This window comes from Paenarthrobacter sp. GQ52 (assembly GCF_059759005.1).
In genome coordinates, this window is record NZ_JCAXEJ010000024.1 from 15966 (window position 1) to 42650 (window position 26685).

Sequence of the window (26685 nt, forward strand, 5' to 3'; positions counted from 1 at the left end):
TGCTGGCAGGATGGCAAACATGACTTCGTCACCAACACTTACTTTCAACGACGGCAACACCATCCCCCAGCTCGGCTACGGGGTGTGGCAAGTTGAAGACGATGTAGCCGAAAAGGTGGTGCGCCAGGCTTTCGAAGCCGGGTTCCGCCACATCGATACCGCCAAGATCTACGGCAACGAGGCAGGCGTCGGCCGTGCCATTGCTTCCTCTGGTCTCTCCGCCGAGGAAATCTTCATCACCACCAAACTCTGGAACGCCGACCAGGGCTACGAATCCACCCTCGCTGCCTTCGAGGAGTCCATGGATCGTCTCGGCCTCGAGACACTGGACCTGTACTTGATCCACTGGCAGCAGCCCAAGCAGGAAAAGTACGTGGACACTTGGAAAGCCCTCATCGAGCTCAAGAAGCGCGGCCGGGTCAAGTCCATCGGCGTCTCCAACTTCACCAAAGAAGGCCTGCAGCACATCATCGATGAGACCGGTGTTGTACCGGCCATCAACCAGGTTGAGCTGCACCCGTTCTTCAATCAGGCCGACCTCCGCGAATTCAACGCTTCCAAGGGCATCCTGACTCAGGCATGGTCCCCGCTGGGCCAGGGTGGCGAGCTGCTCGAAAGCGCTACCGTGGCTGAGATCGCCGCCAAGCATGAGGCCACTCCGGCGCAGGTCATCATCGCCTGGCACCTGGCTATCGGCAACGTCGTAATCCCCAAGTCCGTCACGGAGTCCCGCATCCAGGAGAACTTCGCAGCGCTCAACGTGACACTGGACGCCACCGACGTCGAGGCCATCAACGGCTTGGACCGCGGCGCTGAAGGCCGCATCGGTCCGGACCCGGCAGTCTCCGACTTCGCATAACCCTCGAGTTTTACCGCGGTGCCCCGTCCCCCTTGGGGGCGGGGCACCTGCCGTTAACGCTCGACGACGATACTCACCACAGTGACGAAGTGCGCCGAAGTCTGTGTTGAAATTGATCGACGCGGACGGACGGAGTTGGCATGGTGGCTTTTGACGCATTGGAGCGGCAGATCGTTGCGGCGCTGCAACTGGATCCGCGATGCCCTTGGCGGAAAATCGCTGCCGTTTTAGGGGAAGCGGAGCGCACTGTTGCGCGCCGGGGATCCCAGCTCCTGGAGTCCGGAGCGGTAGCAGTGGTGGGAATCAGGCCAAAGCAAGCGGTGGTGCTGGTGGAGATGCGGTGCATGCCGGGAACGGTGCGGGCAGCCGCCCACGCTCTGTCGCAACGGGCAGACACGACGTTTGTCTACACCACCACCGGAACCGGCGATTGCGTGGCAGAAATCCTCACTGAGCCGGCACGCATGGGTGACGTCTTGTCCGATGAGCTGCCATCTACCCTCGGCTTGCGGGATTCCACCAGCTACCCTGTGCTCCGCTATTTCCGGACCATCAGGGGGTGGCGGCCGGAGATTCTGCCCGCAGACAAGGCGGAGGCCCTCCGCTCGGGTCTCACGCAAGACTCCGGTGTCCTGGTCCCGCGGCAAGACCTGAGCCGGCAGGACAACGAGCTCGTTGATGCACTTTGTGCTGATGGCCGGATGAGCTTCGAAGCGCTGGGACGCAGAGTCGGAGTCTCGGAAGCCACTGCCCGCCGACGCAGTGAATGGTTGTTGGCCAATAACCAGGTTCATTTGAGGGCGATCGTTGAACCGTCATCTTTCGGCCTGGGTGTCGAAGCACTCCTTTGGATCCGGGCTTCGCCGCAGCATGTTGAGCACGTTGGGCAAAGTCTTGCCGAGCTTCACACTGTCCGTTACGCCGTGGCAATCGCCGGTGACTATCAGATCATGGCGGATGTGACCGTGGAGGACATGACGTCCCTCTACCGTTTCATCACCGACTCGGAGTGGGCTCAGGGCGCAGCCGGCGTAGACGTTTCCATCCTTCTCGACGCCCGCAAACGCGGGGGACGGGTTATGCGCTCGCCGTCGTAAGCGGCGCCGCTTCAGCCGTCATCACGGGGGCAACGGCCGCGTAGCCGGTCTGCTGCTCGAAGGCACGGCCATAACGGAGCAACTGCATATCCGCATAGTGGTTGGTGGCGAGCTGGAGGCCGATGGGCAGGCCTGTGGAGCTGAACCCGGCCGGAACGCTGAGTACGGGAAGTCCCGTCGCGGACAGGAGGCAAGCCGATCGCATCCAGTCCAGGTATGTCTCCGAAGGTACCCCTGCAATGTCAGAGGGGTACCTCAGCGTTGCGTCGAAGGGGAGTACCTGGGCGCAGGGGCTGGCGAAGAGATCGTACCGGCCAAAGAAATCCTGGACGCTCAATTCCAACCGGCTGCGGGCGGCTGCGGTTTCAATCAAATCCCGCGCCGTGAGGGCGAATCCCTTCTCCACGTTCCAGTGCACCTCAGGCTTGATGACATCGCCGGCTCGCTCCAGAATCGGCCCAAGGCCCGCGGCGAAGTCCAAGGCACGGGTGTTGCCGAACACCAGGTCCGCTTCGCTGAAGTCCGGGGTGGCTTCTTCCACGACTGCTCCAAGGCCCTCGTAGACCGCCAGTTGACGTTCCAAATGCTCCAGGATTTCGGCTTCCACGGGCACGCCGATGCCAAAGTCGCGGGACCAGCCGATCCGGACTCCCCGCATGTCTGTTTCCAGGCTGGCACGGAAAACTTCGGGATCCAGCCCTGTCGGATGCGGCACGCGCGGATCCTTGCCTGCCGTAACTGACATGAACAACGCAATGTCCTCCACGCTTCGGGCCATCGGTCCAGTCCTCCCCAGCCACGCATAGGCGTTGGCGTCGGACGGCATGGGGATCACCGCCGTCGACGGCCTGAAGCCCACCACATTGCAGAAGGACGCCGGGATACGGAGCGATCCGCCCATGTCGCTGCCGTCGCCGATGCTCTGGACCCGGGCGGCGACGACGGCGGCCACTCCGCCGCTGCTGCCGCCGGCACTCAGGGTGGGAGCGTAAGGGTTGGTAGTGGTTCCGAAGAGATCGTTGAAAGTGTGGGAGCCCGCACCAAACTCGGGAACGTTCGACTTTCCGGTGCTCACCACACCGGCAGCCTTCAAGCGCGCAATGATGAGGTCGTCGGCGGCGGGAACAAAGTCACGCAGGGCGAGTGAGCCCTGGGTGGTACGCATCCCGGCGGTGTTATTGGTGTCCTTGTGTGTCATGGGCAGGCCGTGGAGGGGTGGCAACGCGGCCCCGGAAGCCGTGAGTTGGTCGGCGCGAAGCGCCAGGGCCTGGGCACCCTCCGGGTCGAGGGTTACCACGGCGTTGATTGCGGGATTGACCTCGGAAATGCGCTCCAGGTGATCGGCCAGGGCTTCGCGCGCCGAAACCTTTTTGTCTCGGATGGCTGCGGAGAGTTCGACGGCGGACAGCTCGCCAAGGGTGTCAGGCATGGTGCTCCTTTGCTGGATTGCTACTGCCTGAAAGTGTGCCCGGTCACAGAAAGCGACGGAAGCCTCGAAGCAACCAAAGGCAAGCTTTGACTGATTCGGCCAAACTTGCGGCTGATTCCGTCAGCTATTGCTTGTGATGCGGCTCATAAAGGAGGGTGTTGGTAACCCATTGGCCGATCTGGTCGATGGTAAGGATTAGCCCCCTAGCATACCCAAGCCGCACAGAGTAGTCCGGTTAAGGACCTGTCGAGGGGCCAACACCTGGGAGGTTCCCTTGCACCAACCCCTGGCTCTTCAACCGCTCGCCAACGACGCCACCAACATCATGGCCATCGCCAACAACCCCGTCCTGTGGATCTGCGTGGCAGGCGTCTTCGGCGTGATCATCATTCAGTCCGTTATCTTCATGAAAGCCACCAGACGGGCTGCCCCCTCCGTGGACATGAGCACGCAGGACATCAAGACGTCCTTCCGCTCCGGCGCTGTATCGGCCATCGGGCCCTCCCTGGCGGTGTGCCTCGTTGCCATCGCTTTATTGGGCCTCTTTGGGGCGCCGGCAGTTCTTGTGCGGATCGGCCTCATAGGGTCAGCGGCCTACGAGGTGTCAGCGGCAAGCATTTCCGCGGGCACGATGGGGGCCAAGCTGGGAGATGCCAGCTACACCCAGAGCGTTTTTGCCGTGGCGTTCTTCGTCATGAGCATTGGTGGCGCCATGTGGATGCTCGCTACCTTGATCCTGACGCCGCTGCTCCGCAAGGGCGACGCCAAGATCCGCTCCGTGAATCCGGCCGCCATGGCGATTGTTCCAGCGGCGGCACTGATTGGAGCGTTCTCCTGCCTCGGGCTCACTGAACTGCCCAAGTCCGGGACACACGTCCTTTCCTTCGTTGTCTCCGCGGCCGTCATGGGGGTGTGCCTTCTGCTGGCCAAGAGACTCGGCAGGAGCTGGCTCCGGGAGTGGGGGCTCGGTTTTTCGATCGTCTTCGGACTGGTCGCCGCCTACTTCGCTGTCGGCGCCTGAGGCAAACGACTGCCGCCGTCATTTCCCTGAGCACGAAAGGAACATCCCCAATGTCTTCCATCACTTCCGCTCCCACCTCCAGCAGCACTGGCATGGCGGACTTCAACCGCACAACCTCCCGCTGGGGCCAGATCACCATGATCGCCGGGCTCTTGATCTCCCTTGCAGGTCCGTTGTACTTGGTGTTCTTCGGCGGCCTGGACATAGGTGCCGCCCAGTTGTGGATCGCTTTCGCCGCCGTTGCCGCCACTTTCGGCATCATTTGGATCGTGGAACCCCTCACGTACTACCCGATTTTGGGACCCGCCGGTATGTACCAAGCGTTCATGATCGGCAACATTTCCAGCAAATTGCTCCCCGCGGCACTGATCGCACAAACCAATATCGGTGCAAAGGCAGGCAGCAAACGAGCCGAACTTGCCGCCGTCGTTGCCATCTGCGGAGCAGCAGTGGTGCACCTGTTTTCACTGGCACTCTTCGTGGGATTGTTAGGCACCTGGCTGATCAGCGTCATCCCGCCATCGGTACTGCTCGTCACGCGTCTTTACGTACTGCCCGCCGTGCTGGGCGCTGTCCTGGTGCAGGCCATCGTTTCCATGAAGCAGCCCCGCACCACTGTGTTCGCCCTGGTGGTTTCGGCAGTCGTCGTCTTCGTAGTGCTGCCGCTGGTGCCGTCGCTCGCCATGGTATCCACCGCCATCGCTGTCCTCGGCACCATCCTGCTGGCGTGGTTCTTCCGTGGGGCTCAATCCCCTGCGGCACCTGCAATCCGTGAAGAGTAGCCAATTCACGCCAGCCTGAATACAGAATTCAAGAGGAAGACAAGACCCATGACTTCAACAGTGACCGCCCTCCGACTCGACTCAGACCAGACCACTAAGCTCCATGCCCTCTACCGGCACCTCCACGCACATCCGGAACTGTCCATGCAGGAGTTTGCCACCGCCAAGCTGATCGAGGAACAGCTGGACGGCCTTGGCATTGAGCATTTCCGTTGCGGGGGCACCGGCGTTGTGGGGATCCTGCGCAACGGCGCTGGTCCCGTGGTGGCCTTCCGGGCCGACTCGGATGGCCTGCCCATTGAAGAAGCCACCGGCTTGGAATATGCCAGCACCGACACAGGCACCCTGCCGGACGGCACTACGGTCCCGGTGATGCATGGCTGCGGCCATGACACCCATGTGGCCAGCCTGCTGGGTGCCGCCGAAGTGCTTGCCGGCAACCTGAACGCATGGTCGGGGACGCTGGTGTTGATCTTCCAGCCCGGTGAAGAGACTGCCGCCGGTGCACTTGCGATGCTCGACGACGGGCTGTGGGACAAGGCCCCGCGGCCGGAAGTGGTCTTCGGCCAGCACGTTATGCCCCGGCCTGTGGGTACGGTCGCCATTTCCAGCGGACCGGTGGCCGCGATGGCGGATTCGCTGAGGGTCACCGTCCACGGCCAGCAGTCGCTCGGCTCGCAGCCGCAGGATTCCATCGATCCCATCGTCATGGCCGCGCATATGGTCACCCGGTTGCAGGGCATCGTGTCCCGTGAGCTGGACCCGCGGAAGTCCGCCGTCGTGACCGTAGGGACTTTCCACGCTGGTCTTAAGGAGAACATCATCCCGGCGTCGGCCGAGTTCACCCTCAACATCCGTACCTTCGACGAGGACGTCCGCAGCCAGGTTCTCGCCGCAGTCCGCCGCATCATTGTGGCAGAAGCCGCCGCCTCCGGAGCGCCGCAACCGGACATCGAGGAAATGTACCGCTTCCCGCAGTGCTTTAACGATCCCGACGCCGTTCCTTCCGTTGTGGAGGCCCTGCGACTTGCACTGGGGACCGAAGCTGTCGAAATCACCCCACCGATGATGGGCAGCGAGGACTTTGGGCACTTGGGCACCGCCATTGGAGTGCCTTCCGTGTTCTGGATGTTCGGCGGCACCCCCACAGCCGGCCACGAAGGGCCGGGCCCCGTCCCCGTCAACCACTCACCGTTCTTCGCTCCCGAGCTGGAAGGGTCGCTGGCAGGAGGAGTCTCTGCCGCCGTCGCCGTCCTTCTGTCCCGGCTGGGCAACTGAACTACATATCAAGGAACTCCATGACTTCAGCACTGACAGAAACAGCCCCTGTTCTCCAGGCAGCCGACGGTCCCCTCGCAGGGAGGTTGGTGGTGGACCTCAGCCGGGCGCTCGCAGGCCCGCACGCTGCCATGATGATGGGAGACCTCGGAGCGAGGGTCATCAAGATAGAAAACCCAGGCTCCGGCGATGACACAAGGGGCTGGGGACCGCCCTTTGTGGGACCCGAGGACGAGCCGCAGGCCACGTACTTCATGTCCTGCAACCGCAACAAGGAATCCCTGGCACTGGACCTCAAGAGCGAGGACGGCCAAACCGTCCTCCGCCAGCTCCTGGAGCGGGCCGACGTTGTGGTGGAGAACTTCCGGCCCGGTGTCCTGGAACGGCTCGGCTTCAGCACTGATGCCATGCACAGCATCAACCCGCGCCTGGTCATCTTGTCCATCACGGGCTTCGGCCACGACGGCCCGGAGTCGCACCGCAGCGGCTACGATCAGATTCTTCAAGGCGAGGCCGGGCTGATGTCGCTGACGGGATCCGGTCCTGACGATCCACAGCGCGTTGGGGTGCCCATCGCAGATCTGCTCTCCGGCATGTATGGGGCGTACGGGGTGGTGGCCGCCCTGTTGGAGCGTGAACACACCGGCCGGGGGCAAGTGGTTCGAACCTCGCTGCTGGCATCGCTCGTTGGGGTTCACGCGTTCCAAGGCACCAAGGTCACAGTCGCAGGGGAGGAACCTGAGGCTCAGGGCAACCATCACCCATCCATCGCACCCTACGGCCTGTTCCGATGCCGGGATGGGAGTGTCCAGATCAGTGTCGGCAGCGAAAAGCTATGGGCTGCTTTTACCTCCGCTTTCGGCATCGACACCAACGGCCTCAACACCAACGCCGACCGGGTCCGTAACCGGACCCGCATCATTGAAGTGGTGGAGACCGCGTTCGCAGACTACGACGCAGAGCCGCTGCTCGCCAAGCTTGAAGCCGCCGGAGTTCCTGCCGGTAAAGTGCGCACCCTCAAGGAAGTCTATGAATGGCCGCAACTGGTATCCCAAGGGTTGTTGGTAGACGTCGAGCATCCACGCCTGGGATCTGTGACTTTGCCGGGGCCACCGCTTCGCTTCTTCGACAATGCCGCCGGTGCCGAATCCACCCGCCGCTCCCACACCGCCCCGCCGCTACTGAACCAGCACGGCGACGGTGTCCGGGAGTGGCTGGCCTCAACGGAGGTGGGCTGAATGGCGGCCACTGCCACGCACCGGCGGCTCGGTGCCCACGAACTGCTGGATCACGTCCTCGACGCCGGGACATACGTTTCCTGGGATGGTCCGGTTCGGGGGGTGGCTGGCTCTGCCAACGCCGGGTACGCTGCCGACCTGACCACGGCCCGGGAGAAATCCGGCAGTGACGAATCTGTCCTCACAGGCGAAGGACGCATACGGAACCATCGCATCGCCGTCGTGGTGTCCGACTTTGCTTTCCTTGCCGGGTCAATCGGGCGGGATGCAGCGCAAAGGCTGGTAGCCGCCGTCGAACGCGCCACGGACCTTGGGCTGCCGTTGGTGGCAATGCCGGCATCCGGAGGGACCCGCATGCAGGAGGGAACCAATGCGTTCCTGGCCATGGTAGAAATCGTGGCCGCAGTGCAGGCGCATCGCACTGCAGGACTGCCGTACCTGGTGTACCTGCGGCACCCGACCACCGGCGGGGTCATGGCGTCGTGGGGATCACTGGGACACGTCACCGCTGCGGAGCCGGGGGCACTTTTAGGATTCCTTGGACCGCGTGTCTATGAGGCCCTGCACGGTGAAGCCTTCCCCTCCGGGGTCCAGATCGCGGAGAACCTGTTCGATCATGGGCTGGTTGATGCCGTGGTTCCGCCCGAAGGGGTCCGGGACTACTTCGGACGGGTGCTGGACCTTTTGCGGCCGACTGAGGACTTCGTTGGTGCGCAGACAACCAGCCTCGGCGAACTCTCCGAACCCGCCGAGGGAACTGCCTGGGACTCCGTAGTCCGCTCGCGGGACACTCAGAGGCCATCCACAAGCGAACTCCTTCAACACTCCGCTCGCAGCGTGGTGTTGCTGCGCGGTGCGGGGGATGGCACCAAGGACGACGGAATGCTGGTAGCTCTTGCCCGATTCGGGACCACATCCTGTGTGGTGGTGGGCCATCAACGGAACAATGTGATGGGGCCGGCGTCATTGCGCGATGCCCGACGCGGGATGCGTTTGGCCAAGGAACTCCGCATTCCACTTGTTACGATCATCGACACGCCTGGAGCGGCGTTGTCCAAGGACGCCGAAGAAGGTGGGCTCGCCGCCGAGATCGCCCGGTCCCTATACGACCTCCTCGGCTTGGCAACCCCTACGCTGTCAGTCCTGCTGGGGCAAGGGACCGGGGGAGGGGCACTCGCCCTCCTGCCCGCCGACCGGACCATCGCCGCACGGAACGCCTGGCTCGCCCCGCTCCCACCCGAAGGCGCCAGCGCAATAGTGCACCGGACTACTGTGCACGCCGCAGCGCTCGCAGAAAGTCAGGGCATTACCGCAGCTGCGCTCGCGGCCAGTGGCGTGGTGGACATGGTGATGGAGGAGGGCCCTGATGCTGCGGCCGAACCGGTTGAGTTCTGCCGCCGCCTGGGTGACGTGATAGCCGTCGAACTTCACGTCCTGGCCAACCGGGGCAGGACGGATGGCCAAGGGCGCCGCTCCCGGTACCGGGCCCTGGTTGGCTAGGCTGCTGGGGTCATTGCCGCCTTGCCGGGCCGCCGCTCAATAGACTGCTGTTTGTCGCGAGTCCTCATCGTGCATGCCCCAAGCCACACCCTCACGAATCAAGTGTTCCAGAGTTATATAGCCCAGCCGGATCTGCCCGCCAACGGTGTGGCCCGCGTTGTTGCTTGGTGCATATAGCAGCAAGGTGGGAGCCACATCGTATAGCGGGGCAAGGCGCACTTCACCGCCGTCGAGGAGCGTGAGGGAATAGTAGGCGCGAGCGTACCTGTCCCTCCGGCGACGTTGAGTTTTTTCCTTGGATTCATGGGCGGATCTGAAGCTTCGAGAACCGGGGTACCAGTGCCACGTCCCGGCCGAGAGTCCTGATGGCGTTCATGGCGACCACGAGGGATACGGCTTCTCCTCGCTCCAGCCGGACGATCGTTCCCCTAGTGACCTTTAGCCGCCCGGCAAGCTCCTGCTGGGTCAGTCCGGCTTCTTTGCGTGTCTCGCTGATCGCGCGCCCCAGGGAAGGCCCGTCGACAGCGCGGTAGAAGGGGGTCGCCTCAGCGTGTTCCATATATCGATCATATGGCAAGAATTCCCAGTTGTTCAATATTTCGCACATATCGCGGAATTCCGGCAATGTTCGCTATTTCGACTACAGCAGGCGTATGAGCACAGAAAAGAAGAACCCCCGGAAATCCTTGATTTCCAGGGGTTCTCTACCGAGCTTCCTATCAGAATCGAACTGATGACCTTTTCATTACGAGTGAAACGCTCTACCGACTGAGCTAAGGAAGCACCGCGTTCATCACCGGTTTCCCGGGCGATCACGCAAGACATAACTGTAATAGAGGCACCGCGCCCGGGTCAAAACGAGGGCAGTGGCGGCCGTTGCGGGGATGTTCACCCGCGCGTCGGACCGGGTTCAGGCAGTGGTTTCCCGGCAGCCGGAAGCTGGGGAATCAACTGTGGTGAGATCCATCCGCCATGCATACAAGCGAAGTCGCGTAACAAGCTGAAGGAGCCGCTCCATGACCGGGGACGCGTTGAACGGGAACGAAATTAGCAGGGACGACAGCCATGCACCGAACCGACTGAGGCTAGCCGTCGTGGACATGGTGGGAACCACCATCACCGATGATGGCCGCACAGAGCGGGCCATGTCCAAGGCACTTGTGGAGCACGGCATCGAACCGGGTAGCACCCGGTTCGAGAGCATGCTCGGCTATGCCCGGGACACCATGGGCTTCTCGAAATTGACTGTCTTCAGCCACCTCTTCGAGGATCCCGCGGTGGCCGAAAGCGCAAACAAAATCTTCGAAAAAACCTATGACGAGCTCATTGAGGACGGCGGTATACGCGCCATTGCCGGGGCGGAAGACGCCATTCTGTGGATGCGTGAGTCCGGCATGCAGGTTTGCCTGGCTACGGGATTCGGCCGCCACACACAAAACATGGTGCTTGAATCGCTCGGGTGGATGGGCCTGGCGGACCTTAGCCTCTGCCCTGCCGATGCCGGGCGTGGGCGTCCGTACCCGGACATGATTCTGACAGCCGTGCTGGCACTGGACCTCGATGATGTGCGGGAGGTGGCAGTGGTGGGCGATACCAGCTCTGACATGCTTTCGGGCGTTCGTTCCGGAGCGTCTCTCGTGGCGGGCGTCCTGACCGGCTCGCACTCGGAGGCGACGCTACGCGCGGCCGGAGCCACCGTCGTCGTGGATTCCATCAAGCAGCTCCCGCTCCTGGTGGAGAAGCGGGAAGCCAGGATCCTCTAACATGTGAGGCCGTCCTGCGGCAGCTTTCCGTCTACGAAGTAGTCGTCGACGGCGGTGCTGACGCACGTGTTCGCGCGGCCGTAGGCTGTGTGCCCCTCACCTTCCCACGTGACGAGGGAAGCATTCTCAAGCTGCTTGCGCAGCGACTGGGACCACTCGAGCGGGGTGGCAGGATCACCAGTGGTTCCCACCACCACAATGGGCGCAGATCCGTTGTATTCCACCGGGGCCGGGGTGCGGGTGCTGGGGTAGGGCCAGTCCTTGCAGGTGACACCGCCGTAGGCGAAGAACGCACCGAATGTGGGGGAGTCCTGCAAAAGACGGACTTCCTCCGCCCGCATGCCGGCAGTGTCCGTAACCATCGGATAGTCCAGGCAGTTGATGGCCTGGAACGCGAAAGCGGAATTGGAGCTGTATGTGCCGTTGGGGTCGCGGTCTGCACCCAAGTCCGCAAGCCGCATCATCTGGGAGACGTCACCGGAGAAGGCGCTCTCCAGGGCCTGGGTCAGGGCCGGCCAGCTTTGATCGTTGTAGAGGGGAAGAATGAGGCCGTTGACGAAGTCGTTGGCCGTCACCAAACGCCCGTCCTTGGCGGTTTGGGGATTCTGGTCAACGGCGTTGATGAGATCACGGATTTCCTGAACACCGTTGTCCACGGATCCGCTCAAAGGACACTGTTGTTGTCCCTGGCAGCTGGCCACATAAGTGCGGAGGGCCCTTTCGAAGGCGCGTGCCTGGCCGGCTGTCAGTTCCTCGTTGCTGTTGGCTGGATCCACGGCGCCGTCAAGGACCACGCGGCCCACGTTGTCCGGGAAGAGCGAAGCGTAGGTGGATCCGAGGAACGTGCCGTAGGAGAAGCCCAAGTAGTTGAGTTTGGCATCGTTCGCTACGGCGCGCAGGATGTCCAGGTCCTTGGCGGCGCTCACGGTATCGATATGGCCCAAGACATCACCGGTCTGCTGGGCGCACTGCTCAGCGAAGGCTTTGTTAAAGGCAAGTGCGGCAGCCAGTCCTTCGTCGGTGTTCTTGCGGAACACTTTTTCGCGCGCGGCGTCACGTTCGGCGTCGGTCATGCAGGTCACAGGAGCGGAGCGGCCCACGCCCCGGGGATCAAAACCGACCACATCGTAGTTTGCCCGCAGCTTCTCGGTGAAGTGGGTGTTGCCGGCATCCTTGATGAAATCGACGCCGGAACCACCAGGTCCGCCGGGGTTGACCAGGATGGACCCTTGCTTGTTCCCGGTGCTGGGCAACTTGATGACGGAAAGCGTGATGTCCCCGGAAGCCGGATTAGCGTAGTCCTTAGGCACCTGGACCTTGCCGCAGTGGTAGCCATCCTCGCACGAGTTCCACTCCACGGATTGCGAGTAGAACTTTTCCAAGCCTTCAGGAGCTGAGGCAGCGATGGACGGATCAACTGTGCTGGTGGAGGGCTTGGCTGTTGGGGTTGGCAGGAACGGAAGGGTGCAGGCGCTGAGTACCAGCATGGAAGCAAGGGCAACGCATAGCGCCGCAAACCCGCGGCGGGGCCCACGCCCCGCAACACCCCGGCTTGCCGAACCACCACCCGCATCAAGCTGGGCAGACCGGTCCCTTGAAGGGGTACCGGCGGACCGGCGGGGTGCGGACTTCATGCATTCTCCTATTGCTGGATGAGGCTCGTGGCCATGGACTCGACCGCCAATAGCGGCGCCACGTTGGTGGTGGTGATTCGGACACGGGCCTTGTTGATGGCGTCCATCCGGGCCAGGGTGGTTTCCGGCGTTGAATGGCCCGCGAATTCTTCCAGTTCGCTCTTGAGTTCAACGTTGACCAGTTCCACTGCGTTCCCCAGTTGGATGATCAGGACGTCCCGGTAAAAGGACAGCAGATCCGTCAGCGTGCGGTCCAACGAGTCAGTGATGGAGCGCTTGGCGCGCCGTTTCTGGTCGTCCTCAAGTTGCTTGACCTGGCTACGCATGGACGGTGGGAGGGTGCCGGATTCGGGAGCGCCCAGGCTCGCCAGGAGTGCGATCTTCTCTGCGGCGTCGCGTTCGTCGTTGGAGCTGTTGGCTTCTTCGGTGGCGATCTTGACCAACTTTTCGGCCATCATCACGGCAGCGGTGACGCCTCGCAGGCCAAGCGGGATACGAACGGTATCCATCCGACGTTGCCGCGCATCGGCGTCGCGGGCCAAGCGCCTGGCAATCCCTATATGGCTTTGCGCGGCCCGCGCCGCACGGTCGGCGAGTTGGCGTTCGACGCCGTCGCGCCTCACCAAAAGGTCAGCGACGTCGGAAGCTGGCGGCAGTCGCAGGCTCACGGGACGGCATCGCGAACGGATGGTGACCAGGACGTCGGCGGGGGAGGGCGCACACAGCATCCAGATAGTCCTGGGAGTGGGTTCCTCGATGGCTTTCAGCAGAACGTTGGTGGTGCGCTCGGCCATGCGGTCAGCGTCCTCCACCACGATGATCCGCCACCGTCCCGTTGCCGGCCGGTCGCCTGCTTTGGACACGAGTTCGCGGGCTTCATCGATGGTGATGGTGACCTTCTCGGTGCGCACGAACGTCACGTCAGAGTGCGTCTCACCGAGGATCGTGTGGCATGCCGCGCAGTCGCCGCAGCCACGCATGGTGACGTCGTCCTGCTCGCAGTTCAAGGCGGCGGCGAAGGCCTTGGCAGCGTTCGAACGGCCGGATCCGGGCGGTCCGGTGAAGAGCCAGGCATGGGTAAGTCCGGTCTCGCCCTGCGCCGCCTGCTTGAGTTGGGCAACCACTGGCGCTTGCCCTTGGAGGTCGTCCCAGACGCTCACGGGCGGTCGCCCGAAGTCGTTTCGCCCACTACTAGCACGCCGTTGTCAACGATCAGCGACTCCACCCGCTCCAAAATCCGGGCGGCCAACGTTTCAATGTCGGCCTTGGCGGGCAGCACCAGATAGCTGGTCGGTGAAGCTGCTGCAAGGTCCAGGAAAGCGTGCCGGATGGCGGAATGGAACTCGTCAGGCTCAGACTCCAGCCTGTCCTCGGTGGCGTCCCCTGCGGTGCGGCGTTGGCGGCCATCGGAGGGGTCGACGTCGAGCAGTACCGTCAGGTCCGGATGCAGGCCTTCGGTGGCCCATTCGTTGAGTGACAAAACGCCCTCGGCGCCGAGGCCGCGGCCAGCACCCTGATAGGCAACGGACGAATCAATGTAGCGGTCCGTAATGACAACGGTTCCGTCGGCCAGTGCTGGACGAATCACCTGGCTGGCATGGGCTGCGCGGGCGGCCGCGAACATGAGGGCTTCGGTGCGGGGATCGATGGTGCCGTGCCCGTGGTCCAGGACAAGCGAACGCAGTTTCTCTCCGATGGGGGTGCCGCCTGGCTCGCGGGTGCGCAGCACGGAAAGCCCCCGTGACTCGAGGGCGTCCGAGAGCCGGGCTGCCTGCGTGGACTTGCCCGCTCCGTCTCCGCCTTCAAAGGCAATGAAAAGGCCTGGGCTCTTAATACTCACTCGACTAGCCTACCGATCACCGGCATACGAGACGCCTTTTATCCACAGCATTGCCCACGACTACGCTGAAACCATGAGCCTTTCCGATCAGCACGCCGCCGATTTGTCTCCGGAAACCGTCGTAGTTGCAGCCGGCCGCCCTGACCGCGCCCATGACGAGCCGGTGAATCCTCCCATCGTCCTGTCCTCCACATACTTCGGAACAGGCTCGTTAGGCGAAGGAGACCGCGGTTACGGGCGCTACGCGAACCCCACCTGGGATCCCTTCGAGGACGCGCTGGCCAAACTGGAAGGCGCCACCCTACCGGGCCTGCTCTATGCGTCCGGCCTGGCAGCGGTCAGCTCAGCGTTGTCGCTTGTTCCTGCCGGCGGTGTGGTGGTAATGCCCTCGCACAGTTACGCAGGTTCCCTGGTCATGGCCACTGAATTGGCCGAGAAGGGTTTCCTTGAACTTCGCACCGTGGACATCACGGATACGGACGCAGTGAAGGCGCTCATCAGCCCTGAAAATGGCAAGAACGCGGACCTGCTCTGGCTGGAAAGCCCCACCAACCCGATGCTCGGCATCGCCGACGTCCGCGCGCTCACTGAGGCCGCACACGCAGTTGGCGCGATCGTGGTCACGGACAACACCTTCTCCACGCCTTTGGTGCAGCAGCCCCTCAGCCTGGGTTCCGACGTCGTGCTTCACTCGGTGACCAAGTACCTGGCCGGGCATTCGGACGTTGTCCTTGGTGCGTTGGTGACGTCCAATCCGGAACTGCGCGCCACCCTGCTACACCACCGGATCATCCACGGGGGTATCGCCGGACCCTTCGAGGCCTGGCTGGCACTGCGCGGCCTCCGTACCTTGGCGCTGCGGATCGAGCGTTCCCAAGCCTCCGCATCAACCCTCGCCGAACGTCTCAGCAGCCACCCCCGCGTGGAAGCCATCCGGTTCCCCGGCCTCCCGACGGACCCGGGCCATCAACGTGCCAAGGAGCAGATGAAGGGTTTCGGTTCCATTCTCTGTATCCAAATCGCCGGCGACGAACAACGCAGCGGTGCCGAAGCCGCAGACGAATTGGTTCGCGCATTGCAGCTCTGGCTTCCGGCGACGTCCCTGGGTGGGGTCGAATCGCTGATTGAACGCCGACGCCGGCACACGGCCGAGCCGCTCAGCGTTCCGGAGAATCTGGTCCGGTTGAGTGTCGGGATCGAGAACGTGGAGGACCTCTGGTCCGACCTTGAGCAAGCGCTGAAGTCGCTGGACGGTTAGGCTGGAGAGCGTGGACGGAAAATTCTTGATCGCGATTGTCACCAACGCGGTGTACTTCATCCTTGGCTTGGTTGCCCTTGCCTTGGAACTTTGGGCCTTCGCGGACTGCCTGCGCCATAAGCCGACGCTCTTCGTGGCGGCTTCCAAGCGCACCAAGACCTTCTGGCTTGCCCTCACCGGAGTGGCGCTTGCGATCGGCGCCCTGACCGTCCTCACCGGCGGCAGCGGCTTGGGTTTGTTCGGCATTGCTGCCGTCACCGCAGCCTGCGTCTACCTTGCCGATGTCCGTCCCGCCGTGCGTGAGGCCGGCAGTGGCGGCAACCGAAATGTCGGTCCGTACGGCCCCTGGTAAAGGCACTACTGGTAAATCGGCCTTAGCTTGGCGCTACGGCGTCCCATGCCACGGTAACTTCGCCTAGACGCCACCTTGCCGGACCATCCTGGAGCGGCCATCCGGCGTCGCGCAGTGAACGGCACATGCCCGTCCAGCGCTGCCGGTTTCCGAACGACGCCAAGGGTGCCGCTTCCAGCCACGCCTTATCCATGGCCTGCAGGAACGCATTGATCGGTTCGCCCGGCACATTCCTGTGAATCAGGGCCTTGGGCAGCCGCTCTGCCACCTCCGACGGCAGCTCAAAACTGCCGAACCGCACGGAAAAACTGAGGCTCAACGGGCGCTCCGCATCCAAAGCGACCCATGTGACGCGCCGTCCGATTTCGTCGCAGGTGCCGTCAATGAACAGACCGCCGGGTGCCAGGCGCGACTGCACCAATCGCCAAATCCCGGCGACGTCCGCTTCCTCATATTGCCGCAGCACGTTGAATGCCCGCACCAACACCGGGTCACCGGGTACAGGGACTTCGAAGCCGCCTATATGGAAGCTCAGCCCGGGCCGCTCCAGTGACTTGGCAGTTCGTACGCGCTCCGGTTCAATCTCGATTCCGCAGACCCTGACATCCGGCCGCACGGCTTGCAGCCGTTCGAAAAGCTCGACGGCGGTGGTCGGCGAGGCACCATAGCCAAGGTCCACAACAAGGGGGTCGACGGCGGCGCGCAGCCGCCATGCCTGGGGTCCCGCCAACCAGCGGTCCAAGCGGCGCATGCGGTTGGGATTCGTGGTGCCCCGCGTGATGTTGCCAACGGGCTTTCCGCCCCGACTGCGGGGAGAGCCCACCCGTTCCGCTTTTTGCACCACGGCCCCCACTTTATCCCTGCCTGCTTCAGTCCGCGGCGTTCGTTGCCGGACGTAACGCCGGGCAGGGCATGTAACTGCTCGGCTAGGATGAAAACCATGACTTACAAGCTGATTCTGCTGCGCCATGGCCACAGCGAATGGAACGCCAAGAACCTGTTCACCGGTTGGGTGGACGTTGACCTGAACGATCAAGGCCGCGAAGAAGCAGTGCGCGGTGGAGAGCTCCTGGTTGAGAATGCGATCCTCCCGGACGTCCTCTACACCTCGCTCCTGAAGCGTGCCATCAACACTGCCAACATGGCCTTGGACAAGGCCGACCGCGGTTGGATCCCCGTCAAGCGCGACTGGCGCCTGAACGAGCGCCACTACGGCGCCCTGCAGGGCAAGGACAAGGCCCAGACCCTGGCCGAATACGGCGAAGAGCAGTTCATGGAATGGCGCCGCAGCTACGACACCCCGCCGCCGCCCCTGTCCGACGACAGCGAATTCTCCCAGGCACACGACGTCCGCTACAAGGATCTTGGCGACGCCCTGCCGCGCACTGAGTGCCTCAAGGACGTCCTGGTACGCCTGCTCCCTTACTGGGAATCGGACATCAAGGAAGACCTCAAGGCCGGCAAGACCGTCCTGGTCACCGCCCACGGCAACTCCCTGCGTGCCCTCGTGAAGCACCTGGACGGCATCAGCGACGACGCCATCGCCGGGCTGAACATCCCCACGGGCATCCCGCTGGTCTATGAACTGGATGAGGACTTCCAGCCCATCAACCCGGGCGGAACCTACCTGGACCCCGACGCAGCGGCACAGGCCATCCTCGCAGTGGCCAACCAAGGCAAAAAATAAGGCTTCGCGGTTCTTCGCCGGATGCTCGGTCGTTCCTCCCTTAGACGCATTCCGGCCGAAGAACGCGCTGCGCCGCAGTTAAAGGCAGGCGGCCGGTCACCAATGGTGACCGGCCGCCGTCGTAATTAATTCAGGGCTAGAAGCCTTCAGGCTGCCATTCGCCCGTCACCAGGTAGGTGACCTTGCGGGCGACCGAGACGCCGTGGTCGGCGAAGCGCTCGAAGTAGCGGCTTGCAAGGGCAACGTCCACGGTGGTGGAGGGGCTCTCATTCCACTCGGGGGAGGCGATGGCCTTGAAGACGCTGAGGTGGAGGTCGTCCACTGCGATGTTGATCTTGAGGATGTCGCGGGCAACCTCAAGATCGCGGGTCTCCAGAAGTTCAATCACCTTGGCGGTGATCTCGATGTCGTGCTGGGCCATGGCCTTGAAGGTCTGGGTCAGCGAAGCGGGGATCACGGTGGCCGGGTAGCGCAGGCGCGCCAACTGGGCAACGTGGCGGGCAAGGTCACCCATGCGTTCCAGAGACGCGCTCATACGCAGCGAACCCACAATCATGCGGAGGTCGCTGGCGACAGGACCCTGCAGGGCAAGGATGTCGATGGCGCGCTCGTCGAGGCTGTTCTGCAGGAAGTCGATCCGGGCATCTGCCGCGATGACGTCCTGGGCAAGATCCACGTCGGCACCTTCGAAAGACGTAGTAGCCTTCGTGATTGCTTCGTGAACCAGCTTGGAGATCTCGATGAGGTCGTCACCTACCTGGGTGAGCTCCTCCTGAAAAACCTTGCGCACTAAGGCGTCCTTTCCTTGGAAATCCTGTTCCCATGATGGGGGTCGGATCTCAAAACCATTGACAGTCCAACCAGTAACTGTGTCAGGGGCCAGTGAACTGTTCGGCTCCTTTAGATGAACGTTAGTTGAACCGTCGGCGTTTGGCGCCGGATCACTGCTTGCCCGTGTTTCCACAGCATAAGCTGGACACGTGGATCCATTGCTCATAGGTGTCGTCGCAGGTCTCGTAGGCCTGTCGTTGGGCGTCTTTGGCATGCTCGCATTCAGGATCAGCGAGCGGCAACGCAGCATCGTGGACCTGGACGTTACTGAGCCCCTGCTTCCTGAGGGCGCGGCGGAAGTACTTGCCGTCGTCGGGCGCGCCTTTGTCGTGGTGGACGCCATCGACGGCGTTGTCCGTGCGAGTCCGGCAGCGTATGCGTATGGCCTGGTGCGTGGCCACACAGTGGTGCATAAGCAACTCCTGGACATGACCGCGAAGGTCCGCCGGGACGGCGTGATCCTGGAGGAACAGTACGAACTCCCGCGTGGCCCGCTGGGCAAGGGCACTATTGTGGTCCAGGTCCGGGCAGCCATGCTCGGTTGGGAATACATCGTGCTTCTGGCCGACGACCGCACTGAGATCACCCGTACCGAGGAGATCCGCAACGACTTCGTGGCCAACGTGTCCCACGAACTCAAGACACCCGTCGGCGCCATCTCGCTCCTGGCCGAGGCCTTGGAAGCGTCGCCTGATGACGAGGAAGCCGTGCGCAGGTTCGCCAAGCGCATGCACAAGGAGTCCGGCCGGCTGGCGGCCTTGGTCCAGGACATCATCGAACTTTCCCGCTTGCAGGGCGCCAACGTTGCCCAGCAAGGTCACGCGGTGGATATCAATACGGTGATCACCGAGGCCGTGGACCGCTCGCAGCTGCCGGCTGAGAGCAAGAATATCCAGATCGTGGTGGGCGGGCACTCTGAGTCGCTGGTTTTCGGCGACCGCGACCTCCTGGTGACGGCCCTCCGCAACCTGATCGACAACGCCATTCGCTATTCACCGGAAAACACGCGTGTAGGTGTCGGCATCCGAACCCGGGAGGGCGTCGTCGCCATCTCCGTCACGGACCAAGGTGAGGGACTAACGCCGGAGGACCAGGAGCGCGTGTTCGAGCGCTTCTACCGGGTCGACGCGGCACGGTCCCGGCATACCGGTGGCACGGGCCTAGGGCTCAGCATCGTCAAGCACGTGGTGTCCAACCATGGCGGCGAGGTAACCGTGTGGTCCCAGCCCGGCCAAGGATCCACCTTCACCATCCGCTTGCCCGAGATGGAAGGACAGGACGACGACGCCGGCCTTCCGGCTTCCGCTGCGGCCGCCTCTTCCGAACTTCCGGCGGCTGCTGCCGCCGTCGAGCCTCATCACGCGATTCAACAACCCCATCACGTGAATCATCAAGGGGGCGCCAGCGGCGCCCAAGAGCAAGGAGCCAGCGCTTGAGCCGGATTTTGATAGTGGAGGACGAAGAGTCCTTCAGCGACCCCCTGTCCTATCTCTTGGGCAAAGAGGGTTTTGACGTCGAGGTAGTGGACAACGGCAGCGACGCCTTGGTGGAATTCGACCGGAACGGTGCCGACCTTGTCCTCCTGGACCTGCAGTTGCCGGGAACGCCGGGCACGGAAGTGTGCCGACAACTTCGCCAGCGTTCCAGCGTCCCCGTCATTATGCTGACGGCCAAGGACTCGGAAATCGACAAGGTTGTTGGCTTGGAGCTTGGCGCGGATGACTATGTCACCAAGCCCTATTCTTCCCGGGAGCTCGTGGCCCGCGTCCGCGCGGTGCTGCGCCGGCAGGGTGAGCCGGAGGAACTTATTACGTCCACCGTGCAGGCCGGTCCTGTCCGCATGGACATCGAACGCCACGTGGTGAGCGTCAACGGTGAGCAGGTTTCGCTGCCGCTCAAGGAGTTCGAGCTGCTGGAGATGCTGCTCCGCAACTCAGGCAGGGTACTGACGCGCGGACAATTAATCGACCGTGTCTGGGGTTCGGACTATGTGGGGGACACCAAGACGCTCGATGTCCACGTGAAGCGGCTTCGCAGCAAGATCGAGCCGGACCCTTCAGTGCCGCGATACCTGGTCACAGTGCGCGGCTTGGGTTACAAGTTCGAGCCGTAAAGCTTTCCTTACCGGCGACGCGCATATTCGTTGGCGCCACGGAAAGCGGCTGACGCGACCCGGATTTGGGTGTCGTCCGCCCGGCAGGGTGGCCCGGGCAAATTTGGGTGTCGTCGGGGTCGGCAGCTACACACACATAAGGAAGGGTCCCGCCGCGGCGGGACCCTTCCTTATGTGTATCGCTTGTGGCTTGCTGCCTGCTAGTGGCCGGCGGCCGGAGCCTCCGAGGACGTAGCCGTGGAAGTCGACGTCGGCGTTGCCGTCGGGGTCGGCGTGGTGGGCAGGTACTTGGCGTACTCGGGCAGCGTGCCGTCAAGCACCGGAACGTTGACGGTAGCTGAGTCGGAACCGCTGCGGACGGTGATCGGGACCAGGCCACCGGGGATGACACCGGCGGTGCTGAGGATTGCTGCGTCCGCTGTGTCGTTCAGGAATGTCTCCCCATTGGCCTTGACCGGGATTTCAGTCTGTGCGCCGTTGGCACCACTCATGGTGAGGGTCGCGTCGGTGGCGGAGGTGTTGAATACGGCGCCGATAACGCGGCCGGGCTCGTTCTCGCCCGAGGCAACAATCAGGATGTTGCGCAACTGCAGGGGACCGAGATCAGCTTTGATCCCGTCCGATGCCGAGTACTGGTGGGTAGTCTGCTGGGCGTTGACGAATCCACAGCCGGTGACGGACAGAAGACCGACGCCGATTGCAGCCGCCGCAATTGCCAGCTTGCCGCGCTGGACAGGGTTCATCGCAGTATTGCGCACGACACCTACTCCTCAAGAGTCATTGGAACACTTTTCAGCCATAGCCTATCGGCAAACCCCCGGAAATATGGATTCGGGAAGGCTATGTGGCGCCACCAACGAAGGAGATCTTGCTCGCACATTGCTTGCTCCAAGCATCTTTCCCCGAATACGTCAAGACCTTGGAGGAAGTCGTTTAAGGCCTTATTCCCTTTATTGGCGCGGGAGAAGGCCCTGTCCGATGCCAGTCGTATGCCTTAATCGTGATAGACTAATCTGCGGGAAAGGGGAAAGTCCACATGGTTTTTGAGGTCGGCGAGACAGTAGTTTACCCTCACCACGGTGCAGCAAAAATTGAGGAAATCAAGATGCGCACCATCAAGGGCGAAGAGAAGATGTATCTCAAGCTCAAGGTGGCTCAGGGTGATCTGACCATTGAAGTTCCAGCAGAGAATGTTGACCTTGTTGGGGTCCGGGACGTAGTGGGCAAAGAAGGCTTGGAGCACGTATTTGACGTTCTCCGCGCCGAGTTCACTGAAGAGCCTACCAACTGGTCACGTCGTTACAAGGCGAACCTGGAGAAGCTTGCTTCAGGCGATGTCATCAAGGTGGCAGAGGTCGTTCGCGATCTTTGGCGTCGTGATCACGATCGCGGCCTTTCCGCAGGTGAGAAGCGGATGCTGGCCAAGGCGCGGCAGATTCTGATTTCAGAACTGGCCCTGGCTGAGAAGACAGACGAAGAGAAGGCTGCAAGCGTTCTCGACGAGGTCTTGGCTTCCTAAGAATTGAGCCCGGTGGTGCGAAAGCGCCGCCGGGTTTCTTTTTGCCCGAATACTGCCGGAGATACCTGGAAATCGAGTATGTTGGGGCGTCTTCAAGTACTTTCCCAGTAATCTTGGGCGCATGAGTATTCCTTCCAAGCGCGCCGTCACGGCCGTGATCGTGGTTGCTGCCGGCTCCGGTGAACGCCTCGGTTACGGCATGCCCAAAGCCCAGGTTCCGCTGGGTGGTGAAACCATCCTGATGCATGCCCTCCGTGGGGTGGTTGCATCTGATGTCGCGCGCCAGATCTGCGTCGCCGTGCCCAAGGGGGACACGGCGCTGCGCGAATCAATCTCCGAGTTCACCATTGACCTGGTGGACGGCGGCCCCGAAATTTCGGTGGTCGACGGCGGTTCCTCCCGCGCGGATTCCGTCCGGGCTGCCATGGCTGCTTTGGAGGACGGAACCGAACTGGTCCTGGTCCACGACGCCGCACGTGCCCTTACCCCCGAGCGGGTTTTCCAGCGCGTCGCCGATGCCCTGGCCTCGGGCGCCAAGGCCGTCATTCCCACCATGCCTGTGGTGGACACCATCAAAACTGTTGCCGAGACGAACGGCTCAGACTCCTCCATCGCTCCGGAAATTGTCACGGGAACAGCTCCCCGGGAGCATCTCCGCGCCGTTCAGACCCCGCAGGGTTTCGAATTGGCGGTCCTGCGGAGGGCTCACGAAGCTGCCGGTCTCTTCGACGACAAGCAATCCGCAGCTGTCACCGACGACGCCATGCTGGTGGAGCTCCTCGGGGTTCCGGTCCATGCTGTCCGCGGGGCCAGCCAGTCGCTCAAGATCACCACGCCCTTGGATCTCATCATTGCCGAGGGATTGCTGGAAGGGCCGCTGGGAATTCGTTGGGTGGAAGGCTGATGACTCCTAACCAGAACATGGTGCTTCCCCGCACGGGCGTTGGTATCGATGTCCACGCATTTGCGGCAGAAGATGACCCCCAGCCGCTGTGGTTGGGCGGGCTTTTCTGGGAAGGCGAACGGGGGCTTTCAGGGCATTCCGACGGCGATTGCGTTGCTCACGCCGCTGCCGACGCACTCTTTTCCGCGTGTGGCATTGGTGACCTGGGCACCCACTTCGGCACTGACCGCCCCGAGTTCGCAGGTGCCTCAGGGGTCAAGCTCCTTGGCGAAGCGGCACGCATTGTGCGCGCGGCCGGATTCGAGATCGGCAACGTGGCAGTGCAGTTCGTGGCCAACCGTCCCAAGTTTGGTCCGCGCCGGGAAGAATCCCAGAGGGTCCTGAGCGAAGCTGCCGGCGCGCCGATCAGTGTCACGGCAACCACCAGCGACGGACTCGGCTTCACCGGTCGCGGCGAAGGTATCTCCGCTGTTGCCACGGCCCTGGTGTACCCGGTCTCCGGACACGAGACGACGGCAACCGAGCCCGGTCCCGCAAAAGGTGCGCCACATGGTTAAGCCACGTTCCGGCGTCGTGCGTTCCGCTATGGTGTCCGCAGGCTTGGCGGCATCGCTCCTGCTGAGCGGCTGCAGCGGGACCCAAACGATGGACGTGACAGCCAGCTGCGAGTTCCTGAACAACGACACCTTCAAGCCCGACGGCAACCAGCAGCAGCAGTCCAAACAGATCGCTGAGCACTACCACGAGATCGCGGGCAAACTCGCTCCGGAGATCGGCAACCCCATCAAAGAGATGGCTGCGATCATGGACGAAGCAGCGTCGTCGTCCCTCGGCGCGGCCACCCAGGACCAGCAGGAGAAGCTCAAGGTGCAGTTCAACAAGATCGGCGAATACTGCAACTAGGCAGGTCACGCCGCGTCATCGGCTAATCTGGAGCGGTGACCCTGCGCTTCTATGACACCGCCTCCGCCGAAGTCCGCGACTTCGTTCCCCTCGAAGACGGCAAGGCCAGCGTGTACTACTGCGGGGCCACCGTCCAAGGAATGCCGCACGTGGGCCACGTCAGGTCGGCCATCGCCTTCGACCAACTGACCCGCTGGCTCGAATTCCGTGGCCTCCGGGTTACAGTGGTGCGCAACGTCACGGACATCGACGACAAGATCCTGGCCAAATCCGCTCAGTCGTTCGGTCCGGACTGGGACGCTGAACCGTCGGCGCGCCAAGCCGAAGAGTGGTGGGCCCTGGCGTACCGTTACGAGCAGGAGTTCGAGAACGCCTATGAATCCCTTGGCGTCCAACGGCCCACTTATGAACCCCGCGCCACCGGCCACATCCCGGAAATGCACGCACTCATCCAGCGCCTCATAGACCGCGGCCATGCCTACCCCGCACTGGACGATTCCGGCGACGTCTACTTCGACGTCCGTTCCTGGAGCAAGTACGGTTCGCTGACGCGGCAGAATATCGATGACATGCAGGGAGCGCCCGACGCCGACCCCCGCGGCAAGCGTGACCCTCGCGACTTCGCGCTGTGGAAGGGCTTCAAAGACGGCGAACCCGTCACCGCAAAGTGGGAGTCCCCGTGGGGCGCTGGCCGTCCCGGATGGCACCTTGAGTGCTCAGCCATGGTCACCAAGTATTTGGGTCCGCGGTTTGATATCCACGGTGGAGGACTGGATCTTCGCTTCCCGCACCACGAGAACGAGATGGCCCAGTCCCAGGCTGCCGGTGACGAGTTTGCCAACTTCTGGATGCACAACGGCATGGTCACGTACCAGGGCGAAAAGATGTCCAAGTCCATTGGCAACACTGTGAGCCCGGCGGAGATGCTGGAGCTCGCCTCACCGCGAGTGGTTCGCTACTACCTCGGTCAGGCACACTACCGCTCCATCCTGGACTACCGGCCTACCTCGCTGCAGGAAGCTGCAGCCGCCGTCGAGCGCATTGACGGTTTCATTCACAAGGCATCCGCCAAGGTGGGTACGGAGGCCTCGGACGTTTCCCCGCAGGCCAACATGCCCGCTGCTTTCATCGCGGCCATGGATGACGACCTCAACGTGCCCCAGGCCCTCGGCGTGCTGCACGAAACCGTGCGGGCAGGAAACACGGCGTTGGCTGGCGGCGACCTGGAGCGTGCGAAGACCGCTCTCTACAGCGTGCTGTCAATGACCGAAGTTCTAGGCCTGGATTCGGTGAAACGCCCGGAGGCTGTACAAGGGCGCGAGCACGCCGCTCTGGAAGTGCTGATCGAAGCCCAACTCGAAGCCCGTGCCGCTGCCAGGGCCAACAAGGACTGGGCAGCATCCGATGCTATCCGCGACACACTCGCCGCGGCCGGCGTCGTCGTCGAAGATGGTGCGGATGGCGCCAGCTGGAGCCTCAAACGCGACTGACGAACCGGCGCGGCGGCCGAATTGCATCGGGTCAGTAGACTTGATTCCAGACTTACTCACAAAATCAAGGATGGAATCTCATGGCCAACAATGGTCGCCGGTCGGTCAAGCAGAAGAAGGGCCCCACCACCGGAACTGGTGGCCACGGCCGCAAGGCCCTGGAGGGCAAGGGTCCCACGCCCAAGGCGGAGGAACGCACCTACCACAAGGCATACAAGAACAAGCAGCTGGCTGAGCGCTCGGCTGCCAAGCGCGGAACGGGCACCCGTCCCGGTGGCGCCGGCGCCCGCTCGGGCCCCAAGGGCCGTGCCACTGAAGAACTGGTGACGGGCCGTAACTCGGTTGTCGAAGCGCTCCGCGCCGGCATCCCAGCCAAGGCCCTGCACGTCGCCATCCGCATTGAGATGGACGACCGCGTCAAGGAATCCCTCAAACTCGCGGCTGAGCGTGGCATCCCGCTTCTCGAAACCGGCAAGGCTGAGCTGGACCGCATGACAGAGGACGCCGTCCACCAGGGCCTCGTTCTGCAGATTCCGCCGTACGAATACGAGGACGCTTACGACCTCGCCGAGCAAACCCTCGCCAAGTGGAAGAAGGGGCACATCTCCAACGCCCCCATCTTCGTTGCGCTGGACGGCATCACCGACCCCCGCAACCTCGGCGCGATCATCCGCTCCGTTTCGGCCTTCAGCGGCCACGGCGTCATCGTGCCCGAGCGTCGTTCCGTCGGCGTCACAGCCTCCGCGTGGAAGACCAGTGCCGGCGCCGCTGTCCGTGTCCCCGTTGCCCGTGCTGCGAACCTCAACAACGCGCTCAAGCAGTTCAAGAACATGGGCATCTACGTCCTTGGCCTGGACGGCGACGGCGACGTCTCGCTGCCCGACCTCACCGTTGCCACCGAACCCGTCTGCATTGTGGTCGGTTCCGAAGGCAAGGGCCTCAGCAGGCTGGTCCGCGAGAACTGCGACCAGATCGTCTCGATCCCGATCGACTCCGCCATGGAGTCCCTCAACGCATCCATGGCCGTTGGAATCTCGCTGTACGAAGTGTCGAGGCAGCGCGCTAGCTAGTTCTCAGCAAAGGCGCCGCAAGCGCCATCCTCCTCGCTAAGGCGCCGCGAGCGCCATCCTCCGCGTGCTGCTCCTTCGTCGCTTTGACGCACGCTTCCGGATGGCCCTCGCGGCGCC

27 protein-coding genes and 1 tRNA gene are annotated in these 26685 nt (G+C 62.9%); 19 read left to right on the forward strand and 9 right to left on the reverse strand.

Features of this window, described 5'->3' with window-relative positions; all coding sequences use genetic code 11:
* Positions 1-19 precede the first annotated feature (19 nt).
* Positions 20-859, forward strand: coding sequence for an aldo/keto reductase (locus tag AC6CH8_RS21025; protein ID WP_498192214.1), 840 nt, complete (start codon positions 20-22; stop codon positions 857-859).
* Between the two features lie 140 nt (positions 860-999).
* Positions 1000-1956, forward strand: coding sequence for an Lrp/AsnC family transcriptional regulator (locus AC6CH8_RS21030; protein ID WP_498192216.1), 957 nt, complete (start codon positions 1000-1002; stop codon positions 1954-1956).
* Here the strand turns inward: AC6CH8_RS21030 and AC6CH8_RS21035 are convergent.
* On the reverse strand, positions 1937-3385 hold the full coding sequence (locus AC6CH8_RS21035; RefSeq protein ID WP_498192218.1) for an amidase: 1449 nt from the start codon (positions 3383-3385) through the stop codon (positions 1937-1939). The genes AC6CH8_RS21030 and AC6CH8_RS21035 overlap by 20 nt on opposite strands.
* Positions 3386-3659: 274 nt before the next feature.
* On the opposite strand from AC6CH8_RS21035, the gene AC6CH8_RS21040 reads away from it, so the two are divergent.
* Genes AC6CH8_RS21040 through AC6CH8_RS21060 form a run of 5 tightly spaced genes read left to right on the forward strand, consistent with a single transcriptional unit; the run spans position 3660 to position 9204 of the window.
* Complete coding sequence (locus AC6CH8_RS21040) at positions 3660-4406, forward strand: DUF5058 family protein (protein WP_498192219.1); 747 nt, start codon at positions 3660-3662, stop codon at positions 4404-4406.
* A 50-nt stretch (positions 4407-4456) separates the two neighbouring features.
* Positions 4457-5188, forward strand: coding sequence for a hypothetical protein (locus AC6CH8_RS21045; RefSeq protein WP_420180193.1), 732 nt, complete (start codon positions 4457-4459; stop codon positions 5186-5188).
* A 48-nt stretch (positions 5189-5236) separates the two neighbouring features.
* Positions 5237-6466, forward strand: a complete 1230-nt coding sequence (locus tag AC6CH8_RS21050) for an amidohydrolase (RefSeq protein WP_498192221.1) — start codon at positions 5237-5239, stop codon at positions 6464-6466.
* A 20-nt stretch (positions 6467-6486) separates the two neighbouring features.
* Complete coding sequence (locus AC6CH8_RS21055) at positions 6487-7704, forward strand: CaiB/BaiF CoA transferase family protein (RefSeq protein ID WP_420180195.1); 1218 nt, start codon at positions 6487-6489, stop codon at positions 7702-7704.
* The gene (locus AC6CH8_RS21060) at positions 7705-9204 is read left to right on the forward strand and encodes a carboxyl transferase domain-containing protein (protein ID WP_498192223.1); all 1500 of its coding nucleotides are present in this window, start codon (positions 7705-7707) and stop codon (positions 9202-9204) included.
* 301 nt (positions 9205-9505) lie between these two features.
* Here AC6CH8_RS21060 and AC6CH8_RS21065 read toward each other — a convergent pair whose 3' ends face one another.
* Positions 9506-9763, reverse strand: coding sequence for a helix-turn-helix transcriptional regulator (locus tag AC6CH8_RS21065; protein WP_498192225.1), 258 nt, complete (start codon positions 9761-9763; stop codon positions 9506-9508).
* Positions 9764-9914: 151 nt separating this feature from the next.
* Positions 9915-9987: transfer RNA gene (locus AC6CH8_RS21070), tRNA-Thr, on the reverse strand.
* Positions 9988-10220: 233 nt separating this feature from the next.
* Here AC6CH8_RS21070 and AC6CH8_RS21075 point away from each other — a divergent pair.
* Entirely contained in the window at positions 10221-10967 is a 747-nt protein-coding gene (locus tag AC6CH8_RS21075; protein WP_498192226.1) for an HAD family hydrolase, read from the forward strand.
* On the opposite strand, the gene AC6CH8_RS21080 is transcribed toward AC6CH8_RS21075, so the two are convergent.
* The 3 genes from AC6CH8_RS21080 to tmk are packed head-to-tail and all read right to left on the reverse strand — an operon-like array spanning position 10964 to position 14441.
* Positions 10964-12601 carry an alpha/beta hydrolase gene (locus AC6CH8_RS21080; protein ID WP_498192227.1) on the reverse strand — a complete coding sequence of 546 codons (1638 nt, stop codon included), beginning with the start codon at positions 12599-12601 and terminating at the stop codon, positions 10964-10966. The two genes, AC6CH8_RS21075 and AC6CH8_RS21080, sit on opposite strands and share 4 nt — an antisense overlap.
* 8 nt (positions 12602-12609) lie before the next feature.
* Positions 12610-13761 (reverse strand): DNA polymerase III subunit delta', encoded by a 1152-nt coding sequence (locus AC6CH8_RS21085; protein ID WP_429331302.1) that lies wholly within the window; start codon positions 13759-13761, stop codon positions 12610-12612.
* Positions 13758-14441, reverse strand: a complete 684-nt coding sequence (tmk, locus tag AC6CH8_RS21090; protein WP_498192228.1) for a dTMP kinase — start codon at positions 14439-14441, stop codon at positions 13758-13760. Before tmk ends, AC6CH8_RS21085 begins: the two co-directional genes overlap by 4 nt.
* Before the next feature lie 73 nt (positions 14442-14514).
* On the opposite strand from tmk, the gene AC6CH8_RS21095 reads away from it, so the two are divergent.
* Complete coding sequence (locus AC6CH8_RS21095) at positions 14515-15699, forward strand: trans-sulfuration enzyme family protein (protein WP_498192229.1); 1185 nt, start codon at positions 14515-14517, stop codon at positions 15697-15699.
* 10 nt (positions 15700-15709) lie between these two features.
* Entirely contained in the window at positions 15710-16051 is a 342-nt protein-coding gene (locus tag AC6CH8_RS21100) for a DUF2516 family protein (protein ID WP_017198060.1), read from the forward strand.
* Positions 16052-16073: 22 nt separating this feature from the next.
* Here the strand turns inward: AC6CH8_RS21100 and AC6CH8_RS21105 are convergent, their stop codons facing one another.
* Positions 16074-16895, reverse strand: a complete 822-nt coding sequence (locus AC6CH8_RS21105) for a class I SAM-dependent methyltransferase (RefSeq protein ID WP_498192230.1) — start codon at positions 16893-16895, stop codon at positions 16074-16076.
* A gap of 96 nt (positions 16896-16991) precedes the next feature.
* Between AC6CH8_RS21105 and AC6CH8_RS21110 the strand changes: the two genes are divergently transcribed.
* Positions 16992-17738: a phosphoglyceromutase gene (locus tag AC6CH8_RS21110; RefSeq protein WP_420180204.1), complete on the forward strand. Its 747-nt coding sequence runs from the start codon at positions 16992-16994 to the stop codon at positions 17736-17738.
* Between the two features lie 136 nt (positions 17739-17874).
* On the opposite strand, the gene phoU is transcribed toward AC6CH8_RS21110, so the two are convergent.
* On the reverse strand, positions 17875-18528 hold the full coding sequence (gene phoU, locus AC6CH8_RS21115; protein ID WP_017198057.1) for a phosphate signaling complex protein PhoU: 654 nt from the start codon (positions 18526-18528) through the stop codon (positions 17875-17877).
* A gap of 199 nt (positions 18529-18727) precedes the next feature.
* Here phoU and AC6CH8_RS21120 point away from each other — a divergent pair, with 199 nt between their 5' ends.
* Positions 18728-20005, forward strand: a complete 1278-nt coding sequence (locus AC6CH8_RS21120; protein ID WP_218649592.1) for a sensor histidine kinase — start codon at positions 18728-18730, stop codon at positions 20003-20005.
* Positions 20002-20682 (forward strand): winged helix-turn-helix domain-containing protein, encoded by a 681-nt coding sequence (locus tag AC6CH8_RS21125; RefSeq protein ID WP_091465482.1) that lies wholly within the window; start codon positions 20002-20004, stop codon positions 20680-20682. Before AC6CH8_RS21120 ends, AC6CH8_RS21125 begins: the two co-directional genes overlap by 4 nt.
* Before the next feature lie 200 nt (positions 20683-20882).
* On the opposite strand, the gene AC6CH8_RS21130 is transcribed toward AC6CH8_RS21125, so the two are convergent.
* A complete protein-coding gene (locus AC6CH8_RS21130; RefSeq protein ID WP_178993436.1) occupies positions 20883-21425 on the reverse strand; it encodes a hypothetical protein in 543 nt (180 codons plus the stop codon).
* 293 nt (positions 21426-21718) lie between these two features.
* Between AC6CH8_RS21130 and AC6CH8_RS21135 the strand changes: the two genes are divergently transcribed.
* The 6 genes from AC6CH8_RS21135 (at position 21719) to rlmB (ending at position 26568) form a co-directional block, all read left to right on the forward strand.
* Positions 21719-22201: a CarD family transcriptional regulator gene (locus AC6CH8_RS21135; RefSeq protein WP_011690592.1), complete on the forward strand. Its 483-nt coding sequence runs from the start codon at positions 21719-21721 to the stop codon at positions 22199-22201.
* Positions 22202-22322: 121 nt separating this feature from the next.
* The gene (gene ispD, locus AC6CH8_RS21140; RefSeq protein WP_420180205.1) at positions 22323-23105 is read left to right on the forward strand and encodes a 2-C-methyl-D-erythritol 4-phosphate cytidylyltransferase; all 783 of its coding nucleotides are present in this window, start codon (positions 22323-22325) and stop codon (positions 23103-23105) included.
* Positions 23105-23662, forward strand: coding sequence for a 2-C-methyl-D-erythritol 2,4-cyclodiphosphate synthase (ispF, locus tag AC6CH8_RS21145; protein WP_498192231.1), 558 nt, complete (start codon positions 23105-23107; stop codon positions 23660-23662). The genes ispD and ispF overlap by 1 nt, the downstream gene beginning before the upstream one ends.
* Entirely contained in the window at positions 23655-24008 is a 354-nt protein-coding gene (locus tag AC6CH8_RS21150; RefSeq protein ID WP_498192232.1) for a hypothetical protein, read from the forward strand. Before ispF ends, AC6CH8_RS21150 begins: the two co-directional genes overlap by 8 nt.
* A 35-nt stretch (positions 24009-24043) precedes the next feature.
* Positions 24044-25498, forward strand: a complete 1455-nt coding sequence (cysS, locus tag AC6CH8_RS21155; RefSeq protein WP_498192233.1) for a cysteine--tRNA ligase — start codon at positions 24044-24046, stop codon at positions 25496-25498.
* Positions 25499-25578: 80 nt separating this feature from the next.
* A complete protein-coding gene (gene rlmB / locus AC6CH8_RS21160) occupies positions 25579-26568 on the forward strand; it encodes a 23S rRNA (guanosine(2251)-2'-O)-methyltransferase RlmB (RefSeq protein WP_091465492.1) in 990 nt (329 codons plus the stop codon).
* Positions 26569-26685: the final 117 nt, after the last annotated feature.

Excerpts from the sequence above, each read along its gene's own strand:
- AC6CH8_RS21025 (WP_498192214.1), top strand. The coding sequence starts at position 20 with ATGACTTCGTCACCAACACTTACTTTCAACGACGGCAACACCATCCCC.
- AC6CH8_RS21030 (WP_498192216.1), top strand. The coding sequence starts at position 1,000 with ATGGTGGCTTTTGACGCATTGGAGCGGCAGATCGTTGCGGCGCTGCAA.
- AC6CH8_RS21035 (WP_498192218.1), bottom strand. The coding sequence starts at position 3,385 with ATGCCTGACACCCTTGGCGAGCTGTCCGCCGTCGAACTCTCCGCAGCC.
- AC6CH8_RS21045 (WP_420180193.1), top strand. The coding sequence starts at position 4,457 with ATGTCTTCCATCACTTCCGCTCCCACCTCCAGCAGCACTGGCATGGCG.
- AC6CH8_RS21050 (WP_498192221.1), top strand. The coding sequence starts at position 5,237 with ATGACTTCAACAGTGACCGCCCTCCGACTCGACTCAGACCAGACCACT.
- AC6CH8_RS21055 (WP_420180195.1), top strand. The coding sequence starts at position 6,487 with ATGACTTCAGCACTGACAGAAACAGCCCCTGTTCTCCAGGCAGCCGAC.
- AC6CH8_RS21060 (WP_498192223.1), top strand. The coding sequence starts at position 7,705 with ATGGCGGCCACTGCCACGCACCGGCGGCTCGGTGCCCACGAACTGCTG.
- AC6CH8_RS21065 (WP_498192225.1), bottom strand. The coding sequence starts at position 9,763 with ATGGAACACGCTGAGGCGACCCCCTTCTACCGCGCTGTCGACGGGCCT.
- AC6CH8_RS21075 (WP_498192226.1), top strand. The coding sequence starts at position 10,221 with ATGACCGGGGACGCGTTGAACGGGAACGAAATTAGCAGGGACGACAGC.
- AC6CH8_RS21080 (WP_498192227.1), bottom strand. The coding sequence starts at position 12,601 with ATGAAGTCCGCACCCCGCCGGTCCGCCGGTACCCCTTCAAGGGACCGG.
- AC6CH8_RS21095 (WP_498192229.1), top strand. The coding sequence starts at position 14,515 with ATGAGCCTTTCCGATCAGCACGCCGCCGATTTGTCTCCGGAAACCGTC.
- AC6CH8_RS21110 (WP_420180204.1), top strand. The coding sequence starts at position 16,992 with ATGACTTACAAGCTGATTCTGCTGCGCCATGGCCACAGCGAATGGAAC.
- AC6CH8_RS21130 (WP_178993436.1), bottom strand. The coding sequence starts at position 21,425 with ATGAACCCTGTCCAGCGCGGCAAGCTGGCAATTGCGGCGGCTGCAATC.
- AC6CH8_RS21135 (WP_011690592.1), top strand. The coding sequence starts at position 21,719 with ATGGTTTTTGAGGTCGGCGAGACAGTAGTTTACCCTCACCACGGTGCA.
- ispD (WP_420180205.1), top strand. The coding sequence starts at position 22,323 with ATGAGTATTCCTTCCAAGCGCGCCGTCACGGCCGTGATCGTGGTTGCT.
- ispF (WP_498192231.1), top strand. The coding sequence starts at position 23,105 with ATGACTCCTAACCAGAACATGGTGCTTCCCCGCACGGGCGTTGGTATC.
- AC6CH8_RS21150 (WP_498192232.1), top strand. The coding sequence starts at position 23,655 with ATGGTTAAGCCACGTTCCGGCGTCGTGCGTTCCGCTATGGTGTCCGCA.
- rlmB (WP_091465492.1), top strand. The coding sequence starts at position 25,579 with ATGGCCAACAATGGTCGCCGGTCGGTCAAGCAGAAGAAGGGCCCCACC.